This is a genomic window from Aeromonas sp. NJAU223 (assembly GCF_051125555.1).
Taxonomy (GTDB): Bacteria; Pseudomonadota; Gammaproteobacteria; order Enterobacterales; family Aeromonadaceae; genus Aeromonas; species Aeromonas veronii_G.
Genome location: NZ_CP144204.1, coordinates 195,270 through 221,693, shown reverse-complemented (window position 1 = coordinate 221,693; position 26,424 = coordinate 195,270). Strand labels below are relative to the sequence as shown.

Annotated in this window: 26 protein-coding genes and 1 pseudogene; 11 read left to right on the top strand and 16 right to left on the bottom strand. The window is 62.2% G+C overall.

Going from position 1 to position 26,424, the window contains the following annotated elements; translation table 11 throughout:
• The first annotated feature begins 135 nt into the window (after positions 1–135).
• The gene (gene yihA / locus VZC39_RS01015; protein ID WP_349920615.1) at positions 136–792 is read left to right on the top strand and encodes a ribosome biogenesis GTP-binding protein YihA/YsxC; all 657 of its coding nucleotides are present in this window, start codon (positions 136–138) and stop codon (positions 790–792) included.
• A gap of 789 nt (positions 793–1,581) precedes the next feature.
• Here the strand turns inward: yihA and VZC39_RS01010 are convergent.
• The 8 genes and pseudogenes from VZC39_RS01010 to VZC39_RS00975 all read right to left on the bottom strand — a co-directional run bounded on the left by VZC39_RS01010 (position 1,582) and on the right by VZC39_RS00975 (position 7,758).
• A pseudogene (locus VZC39_RS01010) lies at positions 1,582–1,835 on the bottom strand (DUF1488 domain-containing protein).
• Positions 1,832–2,653, bottom strand: a complete 822-nt coding sequence (aroE, locus tag VZC39_RS01005) for a shikimate dehydrogenase (RefSeq protein WP_349920614.1) — start codon at positions 2,651–2,653, stop codon at positions 1,832–1,834. Before aroE ends, VZC39_RS01010 begins: the two are co-directional and overlap by 4 nt.
• 101 nt (positions 2,654–2,754) lie before the next feature.
• Positions 2,755–3,663: an oxygen-dependent coproporphyrinogen oxidase gene (gene hemF, locus VZC39_RS01000; RefSeq protein ID WP_349920613.1), complete on the bottom strand. Its 909-nt coding sequence runs from the start codon at positions 3,661–3,663 to the stop codon at positions 2,755–2,757.
• Between the two features lie 90 nt (positions 3,664–3,753).
• Positions 3,754–4,314, bottom strand: a complete 561-nt coding sequence (locus tag VZC39_RS00995) for a Sua5/YciO/YrdC/YwlC family protein (protein WP_349920612.1) — start codon at positions 4,312–4,314, stop codon at positions 3,754–3,756.
• A 159-nt stretch (positions 4,315–4,473) separates the two neighbouring features.
• Complete coding sequence (locus VZC39_RS00990; RefSeq protein ID WP_349920611.1) at positions 4,474–5,031, bottom strand: DNA topoisomerase family protein; 558 nt, start codon at positions 5,029–5,031, stop codon at positions 4,474–4,476.
• Between the two features lie 55 nt (positions 5,032–5,086).
• Positions 5,087–5,560, bottom strand: a complete 474-nt coding sequence (locus VZC39_RS00985) for a DUF494 family protein (protein WP_043763422.1) — start codon at positions 5,558–5,560, stop codon at positions 5,087–5,089.
• Positions 5,553–6,668 (bottom strand): DNA-processing protein DprA, encoded by a 1,116-nt coding sequence (gene dprA, locus VZC39_RS00980; protein WP_349920610.1) that lies wholly within the window; start codon positions 6,666–6,668, stop codon positions 5,553–5,555. The genes VZC39_RS00985 and dprA overlap by 8 nt, the downstream gene beginning before the upstream one ends.
• 1 nt (position 6,669) lies before the next feature.
• Positions 6,670–7,758, bottom strand: a complete 1,089-nt coding sequence (locus tag VZC39_RS00975; RefSeq protein WP_434665036.1) for a LysM peptidoglycan-binding domain-containing protein — start codon at positions 7,756–7,758, stop codon at positions 6,670–6,672.
• A 108-nt stretch (positions 7,759–7,866) separates the two neighbouring features.
• Between VZC39_RS00975 and def the strand changes: the two genes are divergently transcribed.
• The 5 genes from def (at position 7,867) to VZC39_RS00950 (ending at position 13,655) form a co-directional block, all read left to right on the top strand.
• Positions 7,867–8,379: a peptide deformylase gene (gene def, locus VZC39_RS00970; protein ID WP_349920608.1), complete on the top strand. Its 513-nt coding sequence runs from the start codon at positions 7,867–7,869 to the stop codon at positions 8,377–8,379.
• 12 nt (positions 8,380–8,391) lie between these two features.
• A complete protein-coding gene (fmt, locus tag VZC39_RS00965; RefSeq protein ID WP_434665032.1) occupies positions 8,392–9,336 on the top strand; it encodes a methionyl-tRNA formyltransferase in 945 nt (314 codons plus the stop codon).
• Between the two features lie 45 nt (positions 9,337–9,381).
• Positions 9,382–10,674 carry a 16S rRNA (cytosine(967)-C(5))-methyltransferase RsmB gene (rsmB, locus tag VZC39_RS00960; protein ID WP_434665029.1) on the top strand — a complete coding sequence of 431 codons (1,293 nt, stop codon included), beginning with the start codon at positions 9,382–9,384 and terminating at the stop codon, positions 10,672–10,674.
• A 69-nt stretch (positions 10,675–10,743) separates the two neighbouring features.
• The gene (trkA, locus tag VZC39_RS00955; RefSeq protein ID WP_434665026.1) at positions 10,744–12,120 is read left to right on the top strand and encodes a Trk system potassium transporter TrkA; all 1,377 of its coding nucleotides are present in this window, start codon (positions 10,744–10,746) and stop codon (positions 12,118–12,120) included.
• Between the two features lie 92 nt (positions 12,121–12,212).
• Complete coding sequence (locus VZC39_RS00950) at positions 12,213–13,655, top strand: TrkH family potassium uptake protein (protein WP_349920604.1); 1,443 nt, start codon at positions 12,213–12,215, stop codon at positions 13,653–13,655.
• Between the two features lie 127 nt (positions 13,656–13,782).
• Here VZC39_RS00950 and rmuC read toward each other — a convergent pair whose 3' ends face one another.
• Together rmuC and VZC39_RS00940 are read right to left on the bottom strand one after the other, a co-directional pair.
• Positions 13,783–15,114, bottom strand: coding sequence for a DNA recombination protein RmuC (rmuC, locus tag VZC39_RS00945; RefSeq protein WP_434665023.1), 1,332 nt, complete (start codon positions 15,112–15,114; stop codon positions 13,783–13,785).
• On the bottom strand, positions 15,111–15,326 hold the full coding sequence (locus VZC39_RS00940; protein WP_434665020.1) for a hypothetical protein: 216 nt from the start codon (positions 15,324–15,326) through the stop codon (positions 15,111–15,113). Before VZC39_RS00940 ends, rmuC begins: the two co-directional genes overlap by 4 nt.
• Positions 15,327–15,464: 138 nt before the next feature.
• Between VZC39_RS00940 and VZC39_RS00935 the strand changes: the two genes are divergently transcribed.
• On the top strand, positions 15,465–15,977 hold the full coding sequence (locus tag VZC39_RS00935; protein WP_434665017.1) for a ferredoxin-type protein NapF: 513 nt from the start codon (positions 15,465–15,467) through the stop codon (positions 15,975–15,977).
• 112 nt (positions 15,978–16,089) lie between these two features.
• On the opposite strand, the gene VZC39_RS00930 is transcribed toward VZC39_RS00935, so the two are convergent.
• From VZC39_RS00930 to VZC39_RS00905, 6 genes are all read right to left on the bottom strand, one after another.
• Positions 16,090–16,542: an Rrf2 family transcriptional regulator gene (locus tag VZC39_RS00930; RefSeq protein ID WP_005326180.1), complete on the bottom strand. Its 453-nt coding sequence runs from the start codon at positions 16,540–16,542 to the stop codon at positions 16,090–16,092.
• A 285-nt stretch (positions 16,543–16,827) separates the two neighbouring features.
• Positions 16,828–17,667 (bottom strand): PfkB family carbohydrate kinase, encoded by an 840-nt coding sequence (locus tag VZC39_RS00925; protein WP_434665013.1) that lies wholly within the window; start codon positions 17,665–17,667, stop codon positions 16,828–16,830.
• Between the two features lie 76 nt (positions 17,668–17,743).
• Positions 17,744–18,715, bottom strand: coding sequence for a LysR substrate-binding domain-containing protein (locus VZC39_RS00920; protein WP_349920599.1), 972 nt, complete (start codon positions 18,713–18,715; stop codon positions 17,744–17,746).
• Positions 18,716–18,877: 162 nt separating this feature from the next.
• Positions 18,878–19,600, bottom strand: coding sequence for a glutamine amidotransferase-related protein (locus VZC39_RS00915; RefSeq protein ID WP_434665009.1), 723 nt, complete (start codon positions 19,598–19,600; stop codon positions 18,878–18,880).
• Between the two features lie 82 nt (positions 19,601–19,682).
• Positions 19,683–21,179 carry a CoA-acylating methylmalonate-semialdehyde dehydrogenase gene (locus VZC39_RS00910; protein ID WP_434665006.1) on the bottom strand — a complete coding sequence of 499 codons (1,497 nt, stop codon included), beginning with the start codon at positions 21,177–21,179 and terminating at the stop codon, positions 19,683–19,685.
• A 93-nt stretch (positions 21,180–21,272) separates the two neighbouring features.
• Positions 21,273–22,601, bottom strand: a complete 1,329-nt coding sequence (locus VZC39_RS00905; RefSeq protein ID WP_434665003.1) for an aspartate aminotransferase family protein — start codon at positions 22,599–22,601, stop codon at positions 21,273–21,275.
• A 186-nt stretch (positions 22,602–22,787) separates the two neighbouring features.
• Between VZC39_RS00905 and VZC39_RS00900 the strand changes: the two genes are divergently transcribed.
• The 4 genes from VZC39_RS00900 (at position 22,788) to rarD (ending at position 26,390) form a co-directional block, all read left to right on the top strand.
• Complete coding sequence (locus VZC39_RS00900) at positions 22,788–23,330, top strand: cupin domain-containing protein (RefSeq protein ID WP_042652930.1); 543 nt, start codon at positions 22,788–22,790, stop codon at positions 23,328–23,330.
• 246 nt (positions 23,331–23,576) lie between these two features.
• Positions 23,577–25,073: an aldehyde dehydrogenase gene (locus tag VZC39_RS00895; protein ID WP_349920595.1), complete on the top strand. Its 1,497-nt coding sequence runs from the start codon at positions 23,577–23,579 to the stop codon at positions 25,071–25,073.
• A gap of 124 nt (positions 25,074–25,197) precedes the next feature.
• Complete coding sequence (locus VZC39_RS00890; RefSeq protein ID WP_349920594.1) at positions 25,198–25,371, top strand: hypothetical protein; 174 nt, start codon at positions 25,198–25,200, stop codon at positions 25,369–25,371.
• 122 nt (positions 25,372–25,493) lie between these two features.
• Positions 25,494–26,390 (top strand): EamA family transporter RarD, encoded by an 897-nt coding sequence (rarD, locus tag VZC39_RS00885; protein ID WP_434664997.1) that lies wholly within the window; start codon positions 25,494–25,496, stop codon positions 26,388–26,390.
• Positions 26,391–26,424 lie beyond the last annotated feature (34 nt).

Sequence of the window (26,424 nt, the reverse complement as noted above, 5' to 3'; positions counted from 1 at the left end):
CAACTTTCTCGTTATTAGGCTTCCAGATCCCATGCCGCCGAAGGCATGTTAAAATAAACGCGTATAAGCGACGCTATTTTACACGATTTTACAATAAAGTAACTCATAACCCTCTCTCTCTATAGGGAATTTACGTTGGATACACAAACTCTGAATTTCAATAAGGTGCATTTTGTGACCAGCGCACCCGATATCCGCCACCTGCCGAATGACGGGGGTGTCGAGATTGCGTTCGCCGGTCGCTCCAACGCCGGCAAGTCGTCAGCATTGAATACCCTGACCAAGCACAAGAACCTGGCCCGCACCAGTAAGACCCCAGGCCGCACCCAGCTGATCAACCTGTTCGAGCTGGAACCGGGCAAGCGTCTGGTGGATCTGCCGGGCTACGGTTATGCCCAGGTCCCGCTGGAAATGAAGCTGAAGTGGCAAAAGTCGCTGGCAGAATATCTCCAGCGCCGTGAGTCCTTGAAAGGGCTGGTGATCCTGATGGACATCCGCCACCCGCTCAAAGAGACCGACATGAATATGCTGGAGTGGAGCGCCCACCGCGAACTGCCCGTCATGCTGCTGCTCACCAAGGCAGACAAGCTGAGCCCGGGCCCTCGCAACAATCAGGTCATCAAGGTTCGCCAGGCGGTGGCGGAGCTGGGTCCGCAGATCCAGGTGGAAGCCTTCTCTTCCCTCACCAATATCGGTGTCGAGAAGCTGGCCCAGACCCTGACCGGCTGGTATCTGTCCGGAGCCGACAACGAGCCGGCAGACAGTGATGAAGAGGATCAGATCGAGGAGTAAGCACTCCCCACCTCGGTGCAATGAGCGGAGTTGGTTCTCCGCTGATTGAAAGACTTTCAGTTTCTCTCCCGCCTATCTCCCCCGTATCTCGACACGCAATGACGCCCCCTCTCAGGGTATGGAATCATTGATAATCAATGTGATAGCCGCTTTAAATGTAGCAATAATTAACTTATTGCCGCTCTGGTAGCGTTTTCAGAATTCTTGTCGTACAGAGCCTTTTTGAGGCCAAACAAGAACAAAACTGAAATTTTATTACAACACAACGAAGGGATGGGCGGGGAGAGGACAAAAATGAGGCCAGTGCTGCGATCCGCAAGACTGGCCCTAAGCAATCAATTCAAAAAATTGGGAAAAAGCTAATTCTCGAGAACAAAGACGATTGGTTTTCCTCAAGAAAGGCCCTCATTCTAGCAAAAAACTGGGTGAATTAAAGCATTTACTCTAAACAACTAGCATAAAAAAACGCCCCGACGATGACTCATCGGGGCTGCTATTCAGCCACATTCAATTACGTGAAATAAAAGGTCTGAAAGATAGAACATCTTACCTCTGTACCCTACGCAGAGAACTGTACAGCAAAGCAGCAGAAAGTGAAAGTAATTTATGTAATTTAGTTTCACGAAAAATAGATTACATAAATTCTCTTAATTTTCATGTAGATAAAAAAATCCCCAGTACGAAGACCGGGGCGTTATAAAAGGTGACTAGCTAGCACTTCCTCAACTATCTAGTTAGTCAGCCATTTCCCTCTCAAGTTCCGCTGCATCAGAAAAAAACTTGAAGAATCTATAAACAGATGGCGCCATCTTCACCAAACGATTGTTCTTCAATGAGTTTTTCAGTCATTTCCTCGATGTCAAAGCGCAGGGCCTCAAAAGCTTTGAGGATCTCCTCCTCCCGGGCTAGGCTCAGACCTGCCAGTTTCTCCAGTCTCCGCCGACTGATGTAGCAGTCGATCCTTGCCACTGGGCCGGGAAATGGACTCGCTGCGCCTGTTCTTCCCAACTCATCAGATCGGGAAAGAGTATGCCTTGATTCACAGGATCCCCAGATTGCGTTTCAGTTCTCTCAATACCTGTTTAGTTCCGGGACGCAGACCGCGCCACACGGTAAAGGCCTCCGCCGCCTGCTCCACCAGCATGCCGAGCCCATCCATGGTGAGCCGTGCTCCGTGGGACTTGGCCCAGGCGATGAAGGGGGTATCGGTGGCTCCATACATCATGTCGTAGATGGCAATATCACCGTGGATCAGAGCAGGGGAGAGAGGAGGAAGATCCCCCTGCAGGCTGGCGGAGGTGGAGTTGATGACGAGATCGAAGGGCCCCTGCAATGCCTCATAAGCCACGGCCTGAATAGCCCCCAGATCCTGAAACTCCTCGGCGAGTCGGGCCGCCTTGGCCTGGGTACGGTTGGCGATCACCAGCTCGCTCGGCCTCTCGGCCAGCAGAGGGGCCAGACAGCCCCTGGCGGCACCACCGGCGCCGAGCAGCAGGATACGGCTTCCTGTCAGGGCCACCCCGTGAGACTTGAGATCCGCCACCAGCCCGGCCCCATCCGTGTTGTCCCCCAGCAGCACGCCGTCATCGGTCAGCTTGATGGTATTGACGGCCCCCGCTCGCCTGGCTCTTGGACTCAACCTGTCCACCAGGGCGAAGGCCTGCTCCTTGAAGGGGACCGTCACGTTGCAGCCCTTGCCCCCCTCGGCGAAGAAAGCGCGCAGGCTGGTCTCAAACTCAGCAGGGGCGGGCTCGGCCAGGCCATACTCCAGCGCTTGCTGAGTCTGGCGGGCAAACAGGGTATGGATGAAGGGGGACTTGCTGTGGCGCACCGGGTGGCCAAAAACCAGATAACGATCCATCGGGGAATTCCATCAGAAGGGTATGCCCCGATTTAACGGGTTTTCCTGCCCTGGAACAAGCCAAAAATCGGCAACGAAAAGGGGCCTGCCGGCCCCTTGCGTCACACCCATTCCCTTGGCGTGAGGTAATCACGATAGAGCGCGGCTTCGGGGCTTCCCGGCTCTGGTTGCCAGTCATACTCCCAACGAGCCAGCGGGGGCATGGACATCAGAATGGATTCGGTGCGACCGCCGGTCTGCAGGCCGAACAGGGTGCCCCTGTCGTAGACCAGGTTGAACTCCACATAACGACCACGGCGGTAGAGCTGGAACTCACGCTCACGTTCGCCAAAGGGTTGTGCCTTGCGTCGCTCGACGATGGGCAGGTAGGCCGCAAGATAGCCCTCACCCACCGCCCGCATGAAGGCGAAACAGTCATCGAACGGCCAGCGGTTCAGATCATCGAAGAAGAGGCCGCCGACGCCACGGGTCTCTCCCCGATGCTTGAGGAAGAAGTAACGATCGCACCAAGACTTGAACTCGGAGTAAACCCCTTCACCAAAGGGCTGACACAGGTCACGGGAGACCTGATGCCAGTGCCGCACATCTTCGTCGACAGGATAGAAGGGTGTCAGATCGAAGCCACCGCCAAACCACCAGATGGGATCTTCACCCTCCTTCTCGGCGATGAAGAAACGTACGTTGGCGTGACTGGTCGGCACATGGGGATTGTGCGGATGGATCACCAGGGAGACCCCCATCGCCTCGAAACGACGACCCGCCAGCTCGGGGCGGTGGGCGGTCGCCGAGGCGGGCATGGCATCCCCATGGACGTGGGAGAAATTGACGCCCCCTTGCTCGATCACGGCGCCGTGGCGCAGCACCCGGGTGCGGCCACCACCACCGCCCTCTCGGGTCCAGGCATCTTCGACGAAGTGCCCTGCCCCATCGGCCTGCTCGAGGCCGTGACAGATCTGATCCTGCAACTGCAGCAGGAAGGCCTTGATCCCGGCCACGTCCGGTTTGCTCATCTTGTCTCCAGTCAGGCGGGATCGCGTCCCGCCCGTTTTATTATGATGCCCTGGCCAGGGCCAGCCCGCCGGAGCGGGAAGGTTCCGCCCTCAGGAGGGACGGATGATGGCGCCGGTTCTGGCGTCCTTGATCTCGGATGGATTGGCCTGTCCACCGACGCTCCCCGGCAATACATAAGCCAGCATGTCTGCCAGCGGGGCACCGATCTCGGCGGTGCTGCGGGCGGGCTCCTCACCGGTCAGGTTGGCACTGGTGGAAACCAGGGGCTTGCCATAGGTGCGACACAGGGCCTGCACCTGGGGATGGCCACTCACGCGCACCGCCAGGGTATCGAAACGGCCGGTCAGCCAAGCAGGGGTAGTGGGGCGGGCCGGCATGATCCAGGTGAAGGGGCCAGGCCAGCTCGCCTCAACCCGTGCCAGCTGCTCGGTGCTGAGCTGGCTGAGATCGACGTACGCCTGCAACTGCGCCAGATCGGCGGCGATCAGGATCAGTCCCTTCTCCACCGGCCGCTGCTTGATGGTCAGCAGGCGCTGTACGGCCTGCTCGGAGTCTGGATCACATCCCAGGCCGAACACGGCCTCGGTCGCATAGGCAATCACCCCGTCCGCACGCAGAGCGGCAACCGCTTGTTCAAATTCGTTTTGCATAGGAAATGCGGCAGTCTGGCTGCCACCTCGTCACAGGTTCAGGTTGAGCCGACATCAGACAGGGGAATGGCACGGCAGACAGGGGATCCCCCATGGGGCAACCCTGATACCGCCAGGCGCTGGTACCCATGATGTTTCAATTTGGTTACGGCGGCGGGATTATACCCGCTCGCTCTGATGGCCGCATTTCTTTTGCGGACAGATCCAGCTCAGCGTCCCCCGCACTTTTTTCTCCACCATGATGCCCCAGCCACACTGGGGGCAGGGCATGGGGATCGGCTTGTCGTTCACCACATATTTGCAGTGGGGGTAGCCGTCGCAGGAGTAGAACTGTTTGCCATAACGGGAGGTGCGACTCACCAGGTGACCCTTGCCGCACTCGGGGCAGAGGATCTGGGTATCGTCACTCTCCTGCAGGGATTCGATATGCTGACAGGCCGGGTACTGGGTGCAGCCGACGAAGAGGCCGTAGCGCCCCTTCTTGATGGCAAGGGGCTGACCGCAATCCGGGCAGGCCGACCCCTCCAGCACCTTCTCGATATCGCGGCCAGACGGAGTGAGGGAGCGGATATGGTCGCAGGCGGGATAGGCGGAACAGCCCAGGAAGGGGCCATGCTTGCCCTGGCGGATCACCAGCTCGGCACCACACTGCGGGCACGGCTCTCGCTCGAACGCAGGCTCGTGGGCTGAAAACAGGTGGTGATCGATCTTTGACATGGGCCGCGCCTCGAAATCCAGATGGCCTGAATTCTACCAGCGCGGCGCCGGACTGTCAGTGAATGACGCCGTCTGACTCATCAAACACCAGCTCTTCCATCTGCTGGTAGGCGTTTTCACTGCCTGGCACGTTGAAAAGAACCATCATGACTACCCACTTGAGATCATCCAGCTCGATATCCGGTTTATCCAGTTCGAGCAGGCGTTCAATACAGATCTCGCGGGTTTCGGCATTGAGCACCTGGGCCTGTTCCAGGAACAGCAGGAAACCACGGCACTCGGTGCTGAGGCGGACCAGCTCTTGCGGGGCATAGATCCGCATCGAGCCTTGCGCGCTGGCGGTCACATAGACCTCCCGCTCGCTGTCGTGCAGATTGGCCAGCCGTTCCAGCCAGTTGAGCGCCTTCTCGATTTCGTCCTGATTGAAACCGGCCCGGCTCAGTTCGTCGGTGAGTTCATCCTGCTCGACCATCACATCTGCATCGCTGTGGATGTAGGTCTCGAAAAGGTACATCAATACATCAAACATGATTCGCCCTCCTCGTTCTGACGTATCCACCGGCTACCGCCATCACTGCACCGGCCAGCTCCAGCTCTACCAACCTGCCGAGAACCTGCTCGACAGGAAGCCGGGACCGCTCGGCAACGGTATCCACGCTCGTGGCTTCATAATCTACGTTATCCAACAAATCGGCATAAGGCAATTCGCTATTATGCGAAGCCTCGGGGACGGGGCGGGTGGCCCCCACTGCGGCTGCCAGCATCGGCAGCTCCTCCAGAATATCGGCCGCTGCCAGCACCAGCTTGGCCCCTTGCTGAATGAGCCGATTGCAACCCGCCGCCTGGGCGTTCTGCGGGGCGCCGGGTACGGCGAACACCTCGCGCCCCTGTTCCAGGGCATAGCGGGCCGTGATGAGAGAGCCGCTCTGTTCCGCCGCTTCCACCACCAGGGTACCCAGCGACAAGCCACTGATGATGCGGTTGCGACGTGGGAAGTGTTCGGCCAAGGGCCCCTTGTCCGGCGCCAGCTCGGAGATGAGCAGGCCACCTTGCGCCAGGATCTGTTCCGCCAGTCCCTGATGGCGCTTGGGATAGAGGCAGTCGAGCCCAGAGCCCAGCACCGCCAGCGTCGCTCCTCCTGCCGCTAGTGCCTGTTGATGACAGACACCGTCGATGCCGAGGGCCAGCCCGGAGGTGATGGCCAAGCCGCACGCTACCAACTCCGCACACAGGCGGGCGGCGTTGTCCTTGCCCGCATAGGTGGGGTGACGGGTGCCCACCATGGCCAACTGCGGCAATGCCAGCGCAGACAGATCCCCGCGGCAATAGAGCAGCAAGGGGGCAGCCGGGATCTGTTTCAACAGGGAAGGGTAAAGCGGAGAATCGAGGCAGATGAGATGATGAGCGGGCTGACTGGCCCAGCGCAGCCCCTGTTCCACCTCGGGGCCCGGCCACCTGAGTTGCCGAAGCTGATGCTCATCGAGCCCCATGGCTCGCAACTGACCATCGTCGCCCTCGAACAGGGCCGCAATGTCATCATGGCAGCGGCCCAGCAGGCGGGCGGCGGTCACCGGCCCTATGCCACTCACCGCATTCAGGGTCAACCACAGGGCGAGGCGATCGAGAGGCGCCGACACGTCAGAAGTTGCTGACCTGGTAACCCGAGCTCACCAGCTCGCGGCTCTGCAGGATGAGGCCATAGCTCAGCTTGTCATACACCTTGAACAGCATGACCCTGGCCACGGATTCTGACGGCAGGGAAGACTTGCCGGCAGAATAGAACGCCTTGTCATAGACGGAGGCGTATTCGCGGTAAGAGACCTTGCCATTCTTGTCCACCATCTCGGCGCCGGGGCGCTGGATGTCCAGCACATCGCCGGGAGAGACGCTGTCTCTGAGCCCCTTGTTGATGAGCACCACGTCAAACTTGCCACCTCCGCGAGCCTTGCTCGGCAGCTCGATCACGTAGCCCGGGCTGATCACGGGCGCCTCCTTGGGCATGAAGACGGCGGTGAGGGCCTCCTGGGGCGGCAGCGGCATCACCTTGTCCCCCTGATAGACTTCCCGCCGACTCTGGGCCAGGGTCACTCTGGTGGTGTTGTCGGGCAACTGCTCCTCGGCCCGCACCACACCGACGAAGACCGCCTCCTGCCCAAGCGACTCCCCGGTCTGCTTGTCCTTGTAGACTGTTCCGGGATGATAGACACCGTAGTGCTGACCCGGGATCAGCGTCCCCCGCACATAGAGGGTATCCCCTTCCAGCATGCCGATGTGCTTCTCGTTGTTGCCAAGCACATAGGGCATCTCTTTCGCCTGCTGACTGTTGGCCAGGATGTGATCCGTCTGCAGGAAGGGGCCTATCTCGCTGAGCGGCAAGGTCGGCACCGGATTGGCCTTGTTCTCATAGCGGTTCTTGGGAGAGAGATGGATGACCTGCTTGCCCCCCTGACTGGCCTTGCCGAGACGAGGCTCCCCATTGACCCAACTCAGTTGCAGCACATCGCCCGGATAGATCCAGTGGGGATTGGCAATCTGGGGATTGATGTTCCAGAGCCGTGGCCATAGCCAGGGTTCGGCCAGAAACTGGCCCGAGATGTCCCAGAGGGTGTCGCCCTTTTGCACCACATAGTTGTCGGGATGACCGGCTTTCAAGGCCAGTGGCGCCGCCAGAGCGCCGCTCGTCAGGGCTGCCGTCAGGCACGCGAGGATGGTTTGCTTCAGATACATAACACTCCCTGTTATTTCTGCTCGCAAAGTGTTGCTGTTTTTTGTCGGCGTAAATGACTAGAATTACGTCAATATTGACTGCATTTATACGAAACCAAAGAAAAAATTATGGCCATTCTAGATGTATTGCGTTTCCCCGATGAGCGTCTGCGTACCATCGCAGCCCCTGTCGAGACCATTACACCCGAGTTACAACAGATTGTAGATGATATGTTCGAAACCATGTACGCGGAGGAAGGCATCGGCCTGGCCGCGACTCAGGTGGACATTCATCAGCGCATCATAGTGATCGACGTCTCCGAAGACCGCGAGGATCAGCTGGTGCTGATCAACCCCGAGATCCTGGAACAGTCCGGCAGCACCGGCATCGAAGAGGGTTGCCTCTCCGTTCCCGGCAGCCGTGCCCTGGTGCCGCGCGCCGAGTGGGTCAAGGTGCGTGCGCTGGATCGCAACGGCCAGCCGTTCGAGCTGGAAGCGGACGATCTGCTCGCCATCTGCATTCAGCATGAGATGGATCATCTGGTCGGCAAGCTGTTTGTGGATTACTTGTCCCCGCTCAAACGCCAGCGCATTCGCCAGAAGCTGGAAAAGATGGCACGTGAAGATCGCAAAGTCCTCTAAGGATCTGCCCCATTGAATAAATTGAAACTGATTTTTGCCGGTACTCCCGACTTCGCCGCCCGTCACCTGGCGGCGTTGTTGTCTTCCGACCACGAGGTCGTCGCCGTCTACACCCAGCCCGACAAACCGGCGGGTCGCGGCCAGAAGCTCACCGCCAGCCCGGTCAAGGAGCTGGCCCTCGCCCACCAGCTGCCGGTCTACCAACCCGCCTCCTTGCGCAATGAAGAGGCTCAGGCCGAGCTGGCGTCCCTCGGTGCCGACCTCATGGTGGTAGTGGCCTATGGCCTGATCCTGCCCAAGGTCGTGCTCGATACCCCGCGTCTTGGCTGCATCAATGTGCACGGCTCCCTGCTGCCGCGCTGGCGCGGTGCCGCCCCCATCCAGCGTTCCATCTGGGCTGGCGATGCCGAGACCGGCGTCACCATCATGCAGATGGATGTGGGACTGGATACCGGTGCCATGATCCGCAAGGTGAGCTGCCCCATTGCGGCCGACGAGACCTCCACCAGCCTCTATGACAAGCTGGCCGAGCTCGGCCCCCAGGCACTGGTCGATACCCTGAATGCCATGGCCGCCGGCGACACCCGGGCCGAGGAGCAGGACGACGCCCTGGCCAACTACGCCCAGAAGCTCTCCAAGGAGGAGGCGCGCATCAACTGGTCCATGGAGGCCGTCGCCATCGAGCGCTGCATCCGCGCCTTCAACCCCTGGCCCATCAGCTGGTTCGAGGTGGCTGAGCAGACCATCAAGGTGTGGCAGGCCGAGGTCATCGATCAGGAGCACGGTCAGGCGGCCGGCACCCTGCTCAAGGCCGACAAGCAGGGGATCGACATCGCCACCGGCAAGGGCGTGCTGCGCCTGCTGGCCCTGCAACCTCCCGGCAAGAAGGCCATGTCGGCTGCGGATCTGCTCAACTCCCGCCGCGACTGGTTTGCCCCCGGCACGCAATTGAATTGAAACAAGCGGGGCCCGGGCCCCGACTTGCGCATTTAAGGTAACGCTATGAAAACACGTGCACAGGCCGCTCTCGTTATTCAACAGGTGCTGGATCAGGGTCAATCCCTCTCCGCCGTTCTGCCTGCTGCCCAGGAGAAGGTGGCCCCTCGCGATCGCGCCCTCCTGCAAGAACTCTGCTATGGCACCCTGCGCTGGCTGCCCCGCCTCGACGCGGCGGTGGGCGAGATGATGGACAAGCCCCTCAAGAACAAGAGCCGCATCTTCCATTACCTGATCCTGGTGGGTCTCTATCAGCTGATTTACACCCGCATTCCGGCCCACGCCGCGGTAGCCGAGACGGTCAATGCCGTCAAGCTGCTCAAGGGCAGCTCATTGCGCGGCCTCATCAACGGCGTGCTGCGCAACTTCCAGCGCAGCGCCGAGGTCATCCTGCTGCGCATCGATCGCGTCCCCAGCGTCCGCCTCGGCCACCCCGAGTGGCTGACCAAGCGCCTGCGCCAGGCCTATCCCGACGACTGGGAATTCATCATGGAGGCGAACAACCAGCGCCCCCCCATGTGGATCCGCAACAACAGTCAGCGCCAGAGCCGTGAGCAGATGCTGGCGCGCATGGCGGAAGCCGGCATCAACGCAACGGCCGGTGAAGAGGGCGAGGATTGCATCCTGCTTGAGCGCCCCTGCGACGTGACCAAGCTGCCGGGCTTCGAGCAGGGCGACTGCTCGGTGCAGGATGGCGCCGCCCAACAGGCTGCCCGATTGCTCGACCCGCAGCCGGGCGAGTGGGTGCTGGATGCCTGCGCCGCCCCCGGCGGCAAGACGGCTCACCTGCTGGAACGCCAACCCGCGCTCGCCGGGGTGGTTGCCGTCGATGCGGACGAGCACCGCCTCAAGCGGGTGCAGGAGAACCTGGATCGCATCGGCCTCGTGGCCAAGGTGATCCACGGGGATGCCAGCACCCCAGAGCTGTGGTGGCCAGAAGGCCAGTTCGATCGCATCCTGCTGGACGCCCCCTGTTCCGCCACCGGCGTCATCCGTCGTCACCCGGACATCAAGTGGTTGCGCCGGGATCAGGACATCCGCGAGCTGGCCGAGTTGCAACGCCGCATCCTGAACGCCCTCTGGGCCAAGCTGAAGCAGGGTGGCACCCTGCTCTACGCCACCTGCTCGGTGCTGCCCGAGGAGAACCGGGAGCAGATCCGCGCCTTCCTGGCCGCCACCCCGGATGCGCGCCTGGTGCCCCTGCACGAACAGGACAACCCGGACAACCCGGGCCGCCAGTTCCTGCCGGGGGAAGCCGAGATGGATGGCTTCTACTACGCCAGGCTGATCAAACAGTAAGCTGCAGATGAAGGGCAGGGGCGCCTGCGGGCGCCTTCGTTTCGAAGCAACCTTGAGCAAGATTTCTCTATGAAAATCATCATTCTTGGCGCAGGCCAAGTCGGTGGCACCCTGGCGGAGAACCTCGCCGGCGAGAACAACGACATCACCATAGTCGACACCGACAGCGAGCGGTTGCGGGAGCTGCAGGACAAGTTCGATCTGCGGGTGGTGAACGGCCACGGCGCCCACCCCAGGGTGCTGCGCGAAGCCGGTGCCCAGGATGCAGACATGCTGGTTGCGGTCACCAACAGCGACGAAACCAACATGGTCGCCTGCCAGGTGGCCTACTCATTGTTCAACACCCCGAACAAGGTGGCGCGGATCCGCTCCCCGGCCTATCTGGTGGAACGGGATCGCCTGTTCCTGCCGGAATCCGTGCCGGTGGATCACCTGATCGCCCCCGAGCAGCTGGTGACCGACTACGTGCGTCGTCTCATCGAGTACCCGGGTGCCCTGCAAGTCGTGGACTTCGCCGGTGGCAAGGTGGGTCTGGTGGCGGTCAAGGCCTACTACGGCGGCCCCCTGGTGGGCAATGCCCTCTCCACCCTGCGGGACCACATGCCGAACATCGAGACCCGGGTCGCCGCCATCTTCCGTCAGGGGCGCTCCATCCGTCCCCAGGGCACCACCATCATAGAGGCGGATGACGAGGTGTTCTTCGTCGCCGCCGCCGGCCACATCCGCGCCGTGATGTCGGAGCTGCAGCGCCTCGAGAGCCCCTATAGACGCATCATGATCGTCGGCGGTGGCAACATAGGCGCGGGTCTCGCCCGCCAGCTGGAGAAGCGCTACAGCGTCAAGCTCATCGAGCGCAACCAGAAGCGGGCCGAGCAGCTCTCCGAGGCGCTGGAGAACACCATCGTCTTCTGCGGTGACGCGGCGGATCAGGAGCTCCTGGCGGAGGAGCACATCGATCAGATCGACGTCTTCATCGCGGTCACCAACGAGGACGAGGCCAACATCATGTCGGCCCTGCTCGCCAAGAAGATGGGTGCCAAGAAGACCATGGTGCTGATCCAGCGCGGCGCCTACGTGGATCTGGTGCAAGGTGGCTCCATCGACATCGCCATCTCCCCCCAGCAGGCCACCATCTCGGCCCTGCTGACCCATGTGCGCCGGGCCGACATCGCCAACGTCTACAGCCTGCGCCGGGGGGCCGCCGAGGCCATCGAGGCCATCGCCCACGGGGACGAGAACACCTCCAAGGTGGTCGGCAAGACGGTGGGTGAGCTCAAACTGCCGCCGGGTACCACGATCGGCGCGGTAGTCCGGGGGGATGAGGTGCTGATCGCTCACGATCGTACCCAGATCCAGCAGGATGACCACGTGGTCATGTTCCTGGTGGACAAGAAGTACATCCCGGAAGTGGAGCGCCTGTTCCAGCCAAGTCCTTTCTTCCTCTGATCTGCCATGCAACAGGCAACGACAACCAGACCCGGACACTTTCGCAGAGAATTGTCCGGGTTTTTTGTTAATCAACGACCAGGTTATCCTGCATGATCAAGCTGCGTCCCATCGTCTTCACCCTCGGCCTTGTGCTCTCCAAGCTGGCTCTCTTCATGTGGCTGCCCACCCTGCTGGCCCTGTTCACCGGTTCGGAGGGGTTCGTCGAGTTTCTCAAGTCCGTGCTCATCACCCACGGCGCCGCCCTGCTCTGCCTGCACTATGGCCGCAAGGCGGAGTTCCACCTCGGCGTGCGGGAGATGTTCCTGCTCACCACCTCGGTCTGGGTGGTGGCCTGCATCTTCGGGGCCCTGCCCTTCGTCTTCATCAACCACATCAACTTCGCCGACGCCTACTTCGAGACCATGTCCGGGGTCACCACCACCGGCTCCACCGTGCTGTCGGGGCTCGACGGCATGGCGCACAGCATCCTGTTGTGGCGCTCCATCCTGCAGTGGCTCGGCGGGGTGGGCTTCATCGTGATGGCGGTGGCGGTGCTGCCCTACCTCAACGTGGGGGGCATGAAGCTGTTCCAGACCGAGAGCTCGGATTGGTCCGACAAGAGCGCTCCGCGCGCCAAGACGGTGGCCAACAACATAGTGCTGGTCTATCTGGTGCTCTCCATGCTCTGCTTCCTCGCCTACTGGGTGAGCGGCATGAACCTGTTCGAGGCGGTCAACCACGCCATGACCACCCTCAGCACCGGCGGCTACTCCACCTCGGACCAATCCATGTCCCACTTCTCCCACTCGGCGCACTGGATTGGCACCCTCTTCATGTTCCTCGGTGGCCTGCCCTTCCTGCTCTACGTGCAGGCCCTCGCCCGCCGTGACAACAGCCTGCTGCGAGATGCCCAGGTGCAGGGCTTCTTCTGGCTGGTGGTCTGGGTGACGGTGGTGGTCACCTTCTATCTGTGGGTGCGGGACATCTACGGCTTCATGGATGCCCTGCGGGTCAGCAGCTTCAATATCGTCTCGGTGCTGACCACCACGGGTTTCGGCCTGGGTGACTTCGGTGCCTGGGGGCCACTCACCAGCATCATCTTCATCATCTTGCTGGCGCTGGGGGCCTGCTCCGGCTCCACCGCTGGGGGGCTCAAGATCTTCCGGGTGCAGGTGGCCTTCGCCCTGTTCAAGAAGCAGATGCGCCAGCTGATGCACCCCTCCGCCGTCTTCCCGCAAAAATACAATGGCCGACCGGTCAACGACGCCATCATCCGCTCCCTCATCTCCTTCGTGCTGGCCTATTTCGCCATCATCTTGCTGATCGCCGCCCTGCTCGCCGCCATCGGGCTGGATCCCCTGACCGCCATCTCGGGCTCCATCACCGCCGTCGCCAACGTGGGCCCGGGCATGGGTCCGGTCATCGGCCCCAGCACCAACTTCGCCAGCCTGCCGGACTCGGCCAAGTGGATACTGTCGTTCGGCATGCTGCTGGGACGCCTCGAGATCCTGACGGTGGCCGTGCTCTTCTTCCCCTCCTTCTGGAAACAATGAACGACCGGGGCCGAGGCCAACGAGTTTGTGGATTGGCAGGGTCGAATCGCGCGGCGCATTCCCACGCGAAAATGAAGAAGGGCAGCCACGGCTGCCCTTCTTCATGGGATGAACGACTCACATCGCGCTAGTCGGCGGAATCTTCCCGCTCAAGGGCGCGATTGATCAGGGGCTCCGGCAGGGGCTTGGTGACTTCCACCCCCAGCTCGCGGAAGCGCTCGGCCTGGGCGATCAGGTTGCCGCGACCGTTCACCAGCCGCCCCATGGCCTTGTCGTAACTCTCCTGCGCCTTGTGCAGGCTGCCCCCCATCTGCTGCATCTCCTCCACGAACAGCCGCAGCTTCTCGTAGAGACGCCCGGCCCGCTCCGCTATCTGGCGCGAGTTCTGGTTCTGTCGCTCATAGCGCCACAGGTTCTCGATGGTGCGCAGGGCCACCATCAGGTTGGTGGGGCTCACCAGCAGGATGTTGTGATCCAGCCCGTAACGCACCAGGGAGGGGTCTGCCTCCACCGCGGTCAGAAACGCCGGCTCCACCGCCACGAACATCAGCACATAGTCCAGGGTGCGTACCCCGGGCAGCTGCTGGTAATCCTTGCGGCCCAGCTCGCGGATGTGATTGCGCACCGAGGCGACGTGCTCCTTGAGCGCCACCGCCTTCTCCAGCTCGTCATCGCTGTTATACCAGCGCTCGTAGGCGGTCAGGGAAACCTTGGCATCGATAATGATGTCCTTGTCCTGGGGCAGATGAACGATCACGTCCGGCTGGTAGCGCTTGTTCTTCTCCACCTCGATGTTGACCTGGGTGTGGTACTCGTGACCCTCCCGCAGGCCGCACTCGGAGAGGATCCGGGCCAGCACCACCTCCCCCCAGTTGCCCTGCTGCTTGCTGTCCCCCTTGAGGGCGCGGGTCAGGGCCGCCGCCTCTTCGGTCATGCGGGCATTGAGTTCGGCCAGACGCTCCAGCTCGAACTTGAGGCTGTGGCGCTGGGCTGTCTCCTGGGCGTGGGTCTCCCCCACCTGGCGGCGAAAACCCTCCAGCTGCTCTTTCAGCGGAGTCAGCAGCAGATCCAGGCTGTTCTGGTTCAGTTCGCGGAAGTTGCCTGAGTTTTGTTCGAAGATGCGATTGGCGAGGTTTTCGAACTGCTGGCTGAGGCGAGCCTCCGCCTGCTGCTGCAACTGCAGCTTCTCGGCACTGGCGAGGCGCTCACTGCGCAGGGTGGCCTCGGCGTCCTTGAGGCGGGCGGTGAGCTTGAGCAACAGGGTCTGCTGCTGCTCAAGCTTCTGCTGGCCCAGCATCTTCTCGTCCTGCAACTCGTCGAATCTGTCTTGCAGCACCTGGTAGCGCTCCTCGGTGAGCAGGCTCTGCTCACGGGCGCCACGCCGCCCCACCAGCCAGCCGAGCCCGAGGGCAAGCCCCCCCGCCAGCAGGACAGGCAACCAGAGCGTCACCGGTATCATCGACGGCCTCGCTGGCGCAGGAAGAGTTCGAGATAGCGGTTAAGCAGCAGCCAGAGCAGGACATAGATGAGGTAGGCGGCCAGCACCACCCACTTGTGGCTGTTGACCCCGGTATCGAGCTCGGTGAACTCGATGCCCTTGATGTGACAATAGGCCCACATCAGCAGCGGGAAGGCATAGAGCAGGGAGGCACGCCAGAGAAATAACCACATGTGTATGTTCAACCACGTAAAAAGACTCGCCTAGCTTACACAAGGGCAACCCGGCTTGCGATCCTGGGCCGTGTGATTCTCTGGCTTGTCGCCAGATAACTGGCTAAAATTAACCCCTATTGGGTATTCTGGGTGGGCATGATGCATTTTTTCTGCCGTTGGTTAAGACAAACGCTGGGAGACACCGCCAAACCGGCCGTGGCCTGCCTGGAGGCGCGCCCGCCCTGGGCCATCGAAGAGTCGCAGTTCCTCTCTCTGTGCAGCCGTTGTGGCGACTGCTTCGAAGCCTGTCCGAACGGCCTGCTCAAACCCGCCGATCGTCCCGAGTATGACGGCAGCCCCGTCGCCGGTACCCCGGTACTGGATCTCGCCTGCGGCCAGTGCAGCTACTGCGGCAGCTGCGCCAGGGCCTGTCCCACCGGGGCGCTGGATCTGCGGCTCGGCCGCCAGGTGCAGACCCGGGTCCGGATCGAAGCGAGCTGTCAGGCCCGCCAGGGTTTCTACTGCCTGTTGTGCGAGGATGCCTGCCCCCAGCAGGCGATCAAGGCCTGCTGCGACGGCATCAGCGTCAACATGGCGGCCTGCGACGGCTGCGGCGCCTGCGGTCTCGCCTGCCTGCACGGGGCCATCACCCTGATCCCCCAGCTCTGACGGCGTCGGCAGCTCGCCCACGATGCGCCTTCCCGGCCCGATCCTCTCAGCTCCCGACATCGCTCCCGGACAGCAAAAAGGGCCCCGAGGGGCCCTTTCTCCGCCATGACCCTCAGGCCATCGTCAGGATATTATCCTGCTCTATGCCAAGCAGGTGGCATAAACGAGTGGGGTCGCGCACCGCATCCGCCAATGTGTACTCCCCCAGCACTTCCAGGAAGGCGTTCATGGCGCGGCGCAAGATGCCCTGGATGCGGCAGCCTCCGGAGAGGCGGCAATTCTCGCGTTTGCAGTCCACCGGACAGAGCACGTGTTCCATGTCCATCACCACGTCCCGCAGGTTGATGGAGACGGCGGAGCGTCCGAGCCGGATCCCGCCGTGCTTGCCACGCACCGTCTCGATGTAACCCTTGATGCCGAGCTGGTGCACTATCTTGACCACGTGATTGCGGGAGATGGCGAAGGTGTCGGCCACCTCTGTGATGGTCGACAGGCGATCACCGGGCTGGATCGCCAGAAACGTCAGGGTACGCAGGGCGTAGTCGGTAAATCGTGTCAGTTGCATGGTCGCACTTGCCTCTTACTACAAGCCAGAAATCAGGACGACAACCGGGGGCCAGGAGGGGAGATAACAGGTGCAACCGCACAGGTTCCGCTTCTTCGGCCGAGTCGTGGAATGACAAGGTTAAGAGCAGCCCGGACGGGTGTCGACGAAGATGTACATAAATCGACACTTTCTTTGATTGATCGCAAACTTGCAGGCTGAACCCGGGGTTTCGGCCCTTTCTGGTGGAGAAGTCACGTCATCAGGTCGGAAGGGCAACACCATGATCGGGTTGCCATCCGCTCGTCAGTGAGGTTGTTTCAGCCAGCTTTTCAGCGCCTGGGAGGGGATGGAACTCTCGGAGGCGACCGCGAAGGCCCCCCAGTCCACCGCGCACTGCAGGGCATCCTTGATGGCCATCCCCCGCGCCAGACCGTGAATGAGACCACCGGCGAAGGCGTCCCCCGCCCCCGTGGTGTCCACCACGGAAACGGGCCGCGCCGCCACCCGGATCTGCTCCTCACCGTGCAGGGCCAGAGCCCCCGCCTTGCCTTCGGTCAGCACCAGCCACTCCAGTTGATCACCGGCAAGCTGGCGCGCGTGTTGCCAGGGGTCGCTCACCTCGGCGAGGTCGGAGCGGGAGGCCACCAGCACGTGGCAAGGGCGGCGAGCCTGCCCCCCCTTGGGGTACTGGGCCACCACGAAGCTCTTGCCGAGCATCTGGCGCATGTAACCGATGATGGCGGTGCCGGGGTAGTTGACGTAGAGGCAGTCCACCCCCTCGGTCGGCAGGTCGCCGGGCAGATCCGGGCGGCGGGGGCGCCGCAGTATGGTGCGCTCCCCGGTGGAGTCCACCAGCACCAGCAGCTCCCCGGTCTCGCCACCGAAGCGCTCCACATGGGCGCAATCCAGCCCGTGGCTCGCCGCCTGTTCCAGCAGCCAGTCGCCGGTCTCGTCCAGCCCGACCCGGGAGGCGATGCGCACCTCGTGCCCCGCCCACACCAGACCGATGCCGGTATTGGCGGCGCCGCCACCCAGCCTGCGCCCCTGATCCACATACTGCAGCCGCGCCCCCGCCACCAGGGGTTCGGCCAGGGAGAGCACGTGATCACAGTTGAGATTGGCGAGCAGCAGGATGCGGGACATGGGGACCTCGAAGAAACAAAGGGCCCCACCGGGGCCCGAACAGAGACATCAACACGGGGGCTGAAGGCCGGCTGATTCAATAGACGGGCAGTTCCACCCCGGCCAGCAACTCGTCGATGCGCGCCTGGGTCGGCTGCTGCATGACGTTCTGGATCACCTCCTTGGTGAGGTGGGGGGAGAAAGAACTGATGAAGTCATACATGTAGTTCTGCAGCAGAATGCTCTTGCTGAAGCAGATCTGGGCCGGACAGGGGGCGAACAGGTGCTCCAGATTGATGGCCACGAGGCCAGGGGCATCGGTGTCGTTGGCCACCAGGGAGGAGATGATGCCGATGCCAAAGCCGAGCTCCACGTAGCGCTTGATCACCCCGGCGTCCATCACCGTCATGTAGTAGTTGGGGGTCAGCCCCGCCGCCTGGAACACCGCATCCTGCGCCTGACGCCCGGTGGCACCGCTCTCGTAGCTGAGGATGGGGTACTGGCAGAGCTGCTCCAGGGTCGGCTTCTTCACCTTGGCCAGCGGGTGATCCAGAGGCACCACCAGGGAGAGGGTCCAGAGGTAGGCGGGCAGCGCGATCAGCTCCTTGTCGAAGCCTATCTCGTGGGCAACGATGGAGAAATCCGAGTAGCCCTTGCTGATCTGTTCCTTGGTGGCCGACATCACGGGGTGCAGGTGGAACGAGATCTTGGGGTACTTCTTGGTGAAATAGGTGACGCTTTTGGGCAGCAGATGCCGCGCTATGGTGTGGGTGGTGTGGATGTTGAGAGTCCCCACGGTCGGATCCAGGTACTCCCGGGAGATCGCCTTGATCTTGCTCTCGATGTTGAGCATGGCCTCGGCGCACTTGATGATCTCCTCCCCCACCGGGGTGATGCGATGCAGGTGCTTGCCACGGCGCTCGAAGATGCGCACCCCCAGCTCGCTCTCCAGCAGGCCGATCTGTTTGCTCACCCCGGGCTGGCTGGTATAGAGCGCATCGGACGCGACGGAGACGTTGAGGTTGTGGTCCCGCACCGCGATCAGATACTTCAACTGCTGTAGTTTCAAGATTGCACCCTCACAGGCTGGCGCGGCTGCCAACATCGGAAAACAAGGCCGCCACAAATGGCGGCCAGTGTATCATCCGAACTTGGCATATCGCCGCTTGATCCTTCATTTTGCTACAAAATCTAGCATCAGCAGGGGGGATATGACAAACCGGCGGCGGTGTCAGGCGGACTCGACCGGCAAGATGCCGAGAAACTGCAGCAGCCACTGCATCATGGTGGCGGAGTCCACCTCCCCCTCGAGGGAAGAGAGGCTCCGCTGGTAGTAGGCATCCGGCAACCGGTCCCGGCGCCGCTCGATCAGCGCCCGGTTGTACTCCACCGAAAACTCGGGGTGACCCTGGATGGCCACTATGTTGTCCCCTTGCAGGAACATGAAGTTGGGGCAGAAATCATTGCCCGCCAGCCGGGTCGCGCCCGGCGGCAGCTGCTCCACCTGATCCTGGTGGCTCGCCAGGATCCGGATGGTCTCGAGCCCCGGCTGCATCCAGGGTTCGGACTCCAGCATGGGATGGACGGAGACGCCGAGCCCCCAGCCCTTGGTGGACTTCATCACCTCGCCCCCCAGCGCCTGGGCGATCACCTGATGACCGAAGCAGACCCCGGCCAGTTTGACGTTGACGTCGTGGGCGCGGCGGATCCACTCCCGCAACGCCAGGATCCAGGGCAGATCGCTGTAGGCGTCGTGACGGGATCCCGTGATGAGCCAGGCATCGCACTCGGTCAGATCCCCCGGCAACTCGCCGTCGAGAGCCGACCAGACCCGATATTCCAGCGCCGGGGCCAGCGCCCGGAAACCCTTCATAAACATCTCGGAGTAAACGGGGCCAAAATCACCCACCAAGTCGGGGTCAAGCCGGTCACAATCGAGAATTCCCAGTCGCATCTGTCACTCCTTCACAGGGATAGCGGGACAAGCCGGCGGATCCCTTCCGCCGGGCCATGCCAGGGCTAGCTGCTGCATGTTGTCATTTCATGGTCGGCATGGAGAACTCGGCGCCGGCGCGCAGGCTCTGGGGCCAGCGGGCAGTCACCGTCTTCATCCGGGTGTAGAAACGCACCCCATCCGGCCCGTGCATGTTGAGCGGCCCGAAGATGGATCGCTTCCAGCCACCGAAGCTGTGAAACGCCATGGGCACGGGAATGGGGACGTTCACCCCTACCATACCGACCTGCACCCTCGTGGTGAAGTCCCTTGCGGTGTCACCGTCACAGGTAAAGATGGCGGTGCCGTTGCCGTACTCATGTTCGTTGATGAGTCGCAGGGCCGTCTCGTAGTCCGGCGCCCGCACGATGGCGAGCACGGGGCCGAAGATCTCCTCCTGGTAGATGCGCATCTCCGGGCCCACCTTGTCGAACAGGCTGCCACCGATAAAGTAGCCCTCACTACCGCTATGAGAGCGGCCATCCACCACCAGCTCGGCTCCTTCGGCCACCCCCTGATCCACGTAGCCGCGCACCTTGGCCAGGTGTTCCCGGCTGATGAGGGGCCCCATCTCGTTCTCCGGGGTCTGACCCAGGCCCGGACCGACCCGCAGGGCCGCCACCAGGGGTGAGAGCCGGGCCACCAGGGCATCGGCAGTCTCGTCGCCCACCACCAGGGCCACCGAGATCGCCATGCAGCGCTCACCGGCGGCGCCGTAGGCTGCCCCCATCAGGGCGGCGACCGCCTGATCGAGATCCGCATCCGGCATCACCAGCATGTGGTTCTTGGCGCCGCCCAGCGCCTGCACCCGTTTGCCGTGGGCCGAGGCGGTGGCATAGATGTACTGGGCGATGGGGGTGGAGCCGACGAAGGAGACCGCCGCCACCCGCGGGTCGGTCAGCAGCACGTCCACCACCTCCTTGTCGCCGTTGACCACGTTCAGCACCCCGTCTGGCAGGCCCGCCTGCTTGAGCAGCTCGGCCATGCGCAGGGAGAGGGAGGGATCTTTTTCCGACGGCTTGAGGATGAAGCTGTTGCCGCACGCCAGCGCCACCGGGAACATCCAGAGCGGCACCATGGCCGGGAAGTTGAACGGCGTGATGCCGGCGCAGACTCCCACCGGCTGCATCATGGAGTGGCTGTCGACCCCGCGGCCCACGTTGAGGGAGTGTTCCCCCTTGAGCAGATGGGGGATGCCGCAGGCAAATTCCACCACCTCCAGCCCCCGGGTCAACTCCCCCAGGGCGTCGGAGAACACCTTGCCGTGCTCGCGGCTGATGAGCCGGGCCAGCTCGTCCCTGTGCTGCTCCATCAGCTCCTTGAAGCGGAACATCACCCGGGCCCGTACCAGGGGCGGGGTCTGGGACCAGTCGGCGAAGGCGCGCTCGGCGCTGGCGATGGCCTGCCGGCACTCATCGGCGCTGCTCAGCACCACCTGGCCCTGCTGCTGGCCGGTGGCGGGGTTGAAGATGGCACCGACGCGCTCGCTGCGACTCTCCGTGGTCTCACCGTCGATGAAGTTGTTGATCCTGTAAGCCATAAATCCTCCGTGAAATGGGGTATACCTGTGCGGCCATGGCCCGGGCGCAAGGAGGGGCACCCGATCGGGTGCCCCGAAAATGGGAATGGGTGATCAATCCTGGGCTTGCAGCGCGTCCTGCAGCAGGGTGAAGAGATCGTCGATCTCGCTGCGCTCGATGATGAGGGGAGGCGACAGGGCGATGATGTCGCCGGTGACCCGGATCAGGGCCCCCTTCTCGAAGCAGCGCACGAATACCTCGTAGGCTCGCTTGCCCGGCGCATCGGGGATGGACTCCAGCTCGATCCCCGCCACCAGACCGTAGTTGCGCACATCCTTGACATGCTTGCAGCCCTTGAGGGAATGAGCTGCCTCCTCCCAGTAGCCCGCCAGGGAGGCGGCGCGGCTGAGCAGGTTTTCATTGCGGTAAATCTCCAGGGTCGCCAGACCCGCGGCGGCCGCCACCGGGTGACCGGAGTAGGTGTAGCCGTGGAACAGCTCGATGGCGCCCTTGCCCGCGGCCATCATGTCGTCATAGATGCCATCGCTCACCAGCACGGCCCCCATGGGGATGGCCCCGTTGGTGAGGCCCTTGGCGCAGGTGATCATGTCGGGGATGACGTCGAACTCCTGGGCGGCGAAGGGGGAGCCGAGGCGACCGAATCCAGTGATCACCTCATCAAAGATCAGCAGGATGCCGTGCCTGGTGCAGATCTCGCGCAGCCGCTTGAGGTAACCCTGGGGCGGCATGATGACCCCGGTGCTGCCGGCGATGGGTTCGACGATGACGGCGGCGATGTTGCTGGCATCGTGCAGGAACACGATCTTCTCCAATTCATCGGCTTGCGTGAGATCTTCTGCTGGCAACCCCTTGGTGAACGCATTTTTCCCTATGTTGAGGGTGTGGGGCAGATGATCCACCCCACCCAGCAGGGTGCCGAACCATTTGCGGTTGCCGGGGATGCCGCCCACCGAGATGCCGCCAAAGCCCACCCCGTGATAGCCGCGCTCGCGGCCGATGAGCCGGGTACGGGTTCCCTGACCCCGGGCCCGTTGCCAGGCCAGGGCGATTTTCAGCGCTGTATCCACGGATTCCGAGCCAGAGTTGGTATAGAAGACGTGGCCCAGCCCCTTGGGGGCGATCTCCACCAGCCGGTTGGCCAGCTCGAACGGCAACGGATGACCCATCTGGAACGTGGGGGCAAAGTCGAGGTGGGAAATCTGCTGGGAGACGGCCTCGGCTATCTCCCGCCGACCATGACCCGCGTTGCAACACCAGAGACCGGCGGTGCCATCCAGTATCTTGCGGCCATCCTCTGAGTGATAATACATCCCCTCTGCCGACTTCAGGATGCGCGGCGCCGCCTTGAACTGCTGGTTGGCGGTGAAGGGCATCCAGAAGGCGGACATGTCGGGGGTATTGATGTCGCTGACAGGTTTCATGGTCACCTCATCCTTAAGGCGTTTAGTAACACTTGGCCTATGCCTATTAAATTAAACACCTAGATCCGTAAAAAGGGGCCGTCTATCGCCCCGCTTGGTGTCACCCCGGCTAGATGATAGCAGCGAGGTGGTATAAGATATTTAACACAATTTTAATAATAGTAAACAGTCAAGGAGTGTCTATCGATGGATATCGGTCACCGCCTCAAGGCGGTTCGCACCAAGGCGGCCCTCTCCCAGCGTGAGCTGGCCAAGCGCTCCGGTGTGACCAACGGCTTTATCTCCCAGATCGAGAAAAATCAGGTGAGCCCCTCGGTGGCCTCGCTGCGCAAGGTGCTGGAAGGCATTCCCATGTCGCTCGCCAGCTTCTTCACCGATGAGACGGAGATGGATTCCGAGGTGATCTTCCGCGCGGACGACATGCCGGATCTCGGCACCCACCCCATCAGCTACCGACTGGTGGGCCACAGCCGCGCCAACCGCGCCATCGGCATGATGCAGGAGATCCTGCCGCCCGGTGCCGATACCGGTGACGACATGCTGAGCCACGAAGGGGAAGAATGCGGCATCGTCATCCAGGGCCAGGTCGAGGTCACCGTCGGCGAGCAGATCCATCTGCTGGCACCGGGGGATGGCTACTACTTCGACAGCCGCACCCCCCACCGTTTTCGCAACGTCGGCGAGCAGGAGTGCGTGCTGATCTCCGCCAACACCCCCGCCAGCTTCTGACCACAAACAGAGGCTGCCACATCACGCCAGCCCGGCTGGCGGCACCCGATCCTCCCGTCAGCCCCTGACCGCTCGCCACGGCGGTCAGGCCTGCGACACAGGCCCGATCCCGGCCAGCGCCCTCGTCAGTTCCCCGGACTGATGAGGGCGAATGTTTAATAAAATGTTACAGGATGGATTTACAAGCGGCGGCATGTTTAGCATATTGATACGCAGAGTCCATCTTTGCCGGTTCAAGGAGTGAACATGAGTGATCTGACCCTGGCCCAGTGGCAACACAAGGCCGCCCACCTGACCCTGCCCTCCCAAGCCTTTATCGACGGCAGCTACCGGGACGCCGTGAACGGCGCCACCTTCGATTGCATCAACCCGGCCAACGGCCAGTTGCTGACCAAGGTCGCCGCCTGCGACGCCGCCGATGCCGAGCTGGCGGTGCAGGCCGCCCGCGCGGCCTTCGATGACAAACGCTGGGCCGGTCTGGCCCCCAAGCAGCGCAAACTTATCATGCAGCGCTTCGCCGAGCTGATGCGCCTGAACCAGGTGGAGCTGGCCCTGCTGGAGTCCCTGGACATGGGTAAACCCATCGGCGATGCCATGGGCTATGACGCCCCCGCCGCCGCCAACTGCATCGCCTGGAACGCCGAGGCCATCGACAAGATCTACGATCAGGTCGCCCCGGTGGAAGAATCCGCCCTGGCGCTGGTGACCCGGGAGGCGCTCGGGGTCGTGGCCGCCATCGTCCCCTGGAACTTCCCCCTGGTGATGGCCTGCTGGAAGCTGGGCCCGGCGCTCGCCACCGGCAACTCGGTGATCCTCAAACCCTCCGAAAAATCCCCCCTCACCGCCCTGCGCATCGCCGGGATCGCGAAAGAGGCGGGCATCCCGGACGGCGTGTTCAACGTGCTGCCGGGCTTTGGCCACACCGTGGGCGAGGCGCTGGCCATGCACATGGACGTGGACTGCATCACCTTCACCGGCTCCACCCGCATCGGCAAACATCTGGTGCAGTGCTCCGGGAAATCCAATCTGAAACGCGCCTTTATGGAGTGCGGCGGCAAGAGCCCGAACATAGTGCTGGCGGACGCGCCGGATCTGGACGCCGCCGCCAGAAGCGCGGTGGGCGCCATCTTCTACAACCAGGGGGAAGTGTGCACCGCCGCCTCCCGCCTGCTGGTGCAAAACAGCATCAAGCCCCAGTTCATGGAGCGGCTGCTGGCCCATGCCCGGGAGTGGATCGCCGCCAACCCGCTGGATCCCGGCACCCGCATCGGCGCCATGGTGGACGGCATCCAGATGGATCAGGTGCTCAACTACATCGAGGTCGGCAAACAGGAGGGGGCCAGGCTGCTGCTGGGGGGCCAGCGCACCCATGCGGAAAGCGGCGGCTTCTATATCGAGCCCACCATCTTCGATGAGGTGACGCCCCGGATGCGCATCTTCCGGGAAGAGATCTTCGGCCCCGTGCTGGCAGTGACCGGCTTCGACACCCTGGAAGAGGCCATCGCCCTTGGCAACGACACCGACTACGGCCTGGCCGCCGCCATCTGGACGGCGGACTTGAACAAGGCGGTGAAGGGTTCCCGCGCCCTGCGCGCCGGTACCGTCTTCGTCAACAACTGGGATGGCGGCGACATGACCATGCCGTTTGGCGGTTTCAAGCAGTCCGGCAACGGCCGCGACAAGTCCCTGCACGCCCTGGAAAAGTATACCGAGCTGAAAAGCACCTGGATCCAGCTCGATTAACATCGAATATGACGAGATCAGGCAACAAAGGGGGAGAAATCCCCCTTTTTCATTTTTATCCTTTCATCAGGAACGCCAATCGATATAATCATCAAATAGCAAGCCGTTAAATTTAAAGATAAAAATGCTGTTTTTCCTGGGAAGTGTCCTGTTTCTGGTAGTGGGATTGCCGCTGTTGTTCTTCGTGATGGGTCAGGGTGAAGCCTATGTGACCTGGGGCCCCTGGATCTCCGCCATCGTACTCATGCTGTGGCTGTTGCGGGATGTGGAGAAGATCCGCCGCGGGGGCCGACGCTGACCCCGGTCATGCTGTAAAAATCGCCTCCGACCAATTTATTAACTTCTTTCCCCCCAAAAGGATCGTTACACTGACTTTTTGCGATGTTGTCCAACATCCGCTCTCCAGTGAAGGTTATCCGCATGCAGCAACACATCCAGCGCCAGGGCGTCATCTATGCCCTGTGCGCCTATTTCCTTTGGGGTCTGGCCCCCATCTACTTCAAGACCATCGCCGCCGTACCGGCCGCCGAGATCCTGACCCACCGCATGATCTGGTCCTGCGCCCTGCTGCTGGTGCTGACCCTGCTCGCCCGCCAGTGGCACAAGGTACAGGCGGTGCTGCGTCAGCCCAAGGTGCTGCTCACCCTGGCCTTCACCTCGGTCACGGTCGGTGGCAACTGGCTGCTGTTCATCTGGGCCATCAACAACGGCCACATGCTGGATGCCAGCCTCGGCTACTACATCAACCCCCTGTTCAACGTGCTGCTCGGCATGGTGTTTCTGAGCGAGCGGCTGCGCCGCCTGCAGTGGTGGGCGGTGGGGCTCGCCGTCATCGGGGTCGCCATCCAGCTCATCGCCTTCGGCTCCCTGCCCTGGATAGCCCTGGTGCTGGCCTCGAGCTTCGCCATCTATGGCCTCATCCGTAAAAAGCTGGCGCTGGATGCCCTGACCGGCCTACTGATCGAGACCATGATCATGCTGCCCCCCGCCGCCATCTACCTGTGGGGAATCGCCGACAGCCCCACCAGCCATCTGACCCAGAACGACTGGCACCTGAACCTGCTGCTCATCGCCGCCGGCGCCGTGACCACGGCCCCCCTGCTCTGCTTCACCGCCGCCGCGACCCGGCTCAAGCTCTCCACCCTCGGCTTCTTCCAGTACATAGGCCCCAGCCTGATGTTCATCCTGGCGGTGACCCTGTACGGGGAGGCGCTGGCGCTGGACAAGATGATCACCTTCGCCTTCATCTGGAGTGCCCTGGTGCTGTTCACCCTGGACGGACTGCGCAACGGCAGGCAGAAGCCAGCGGCCTCCTGAGGGGTCGCAATAATCTACAAGCCTGTGAGCGGGA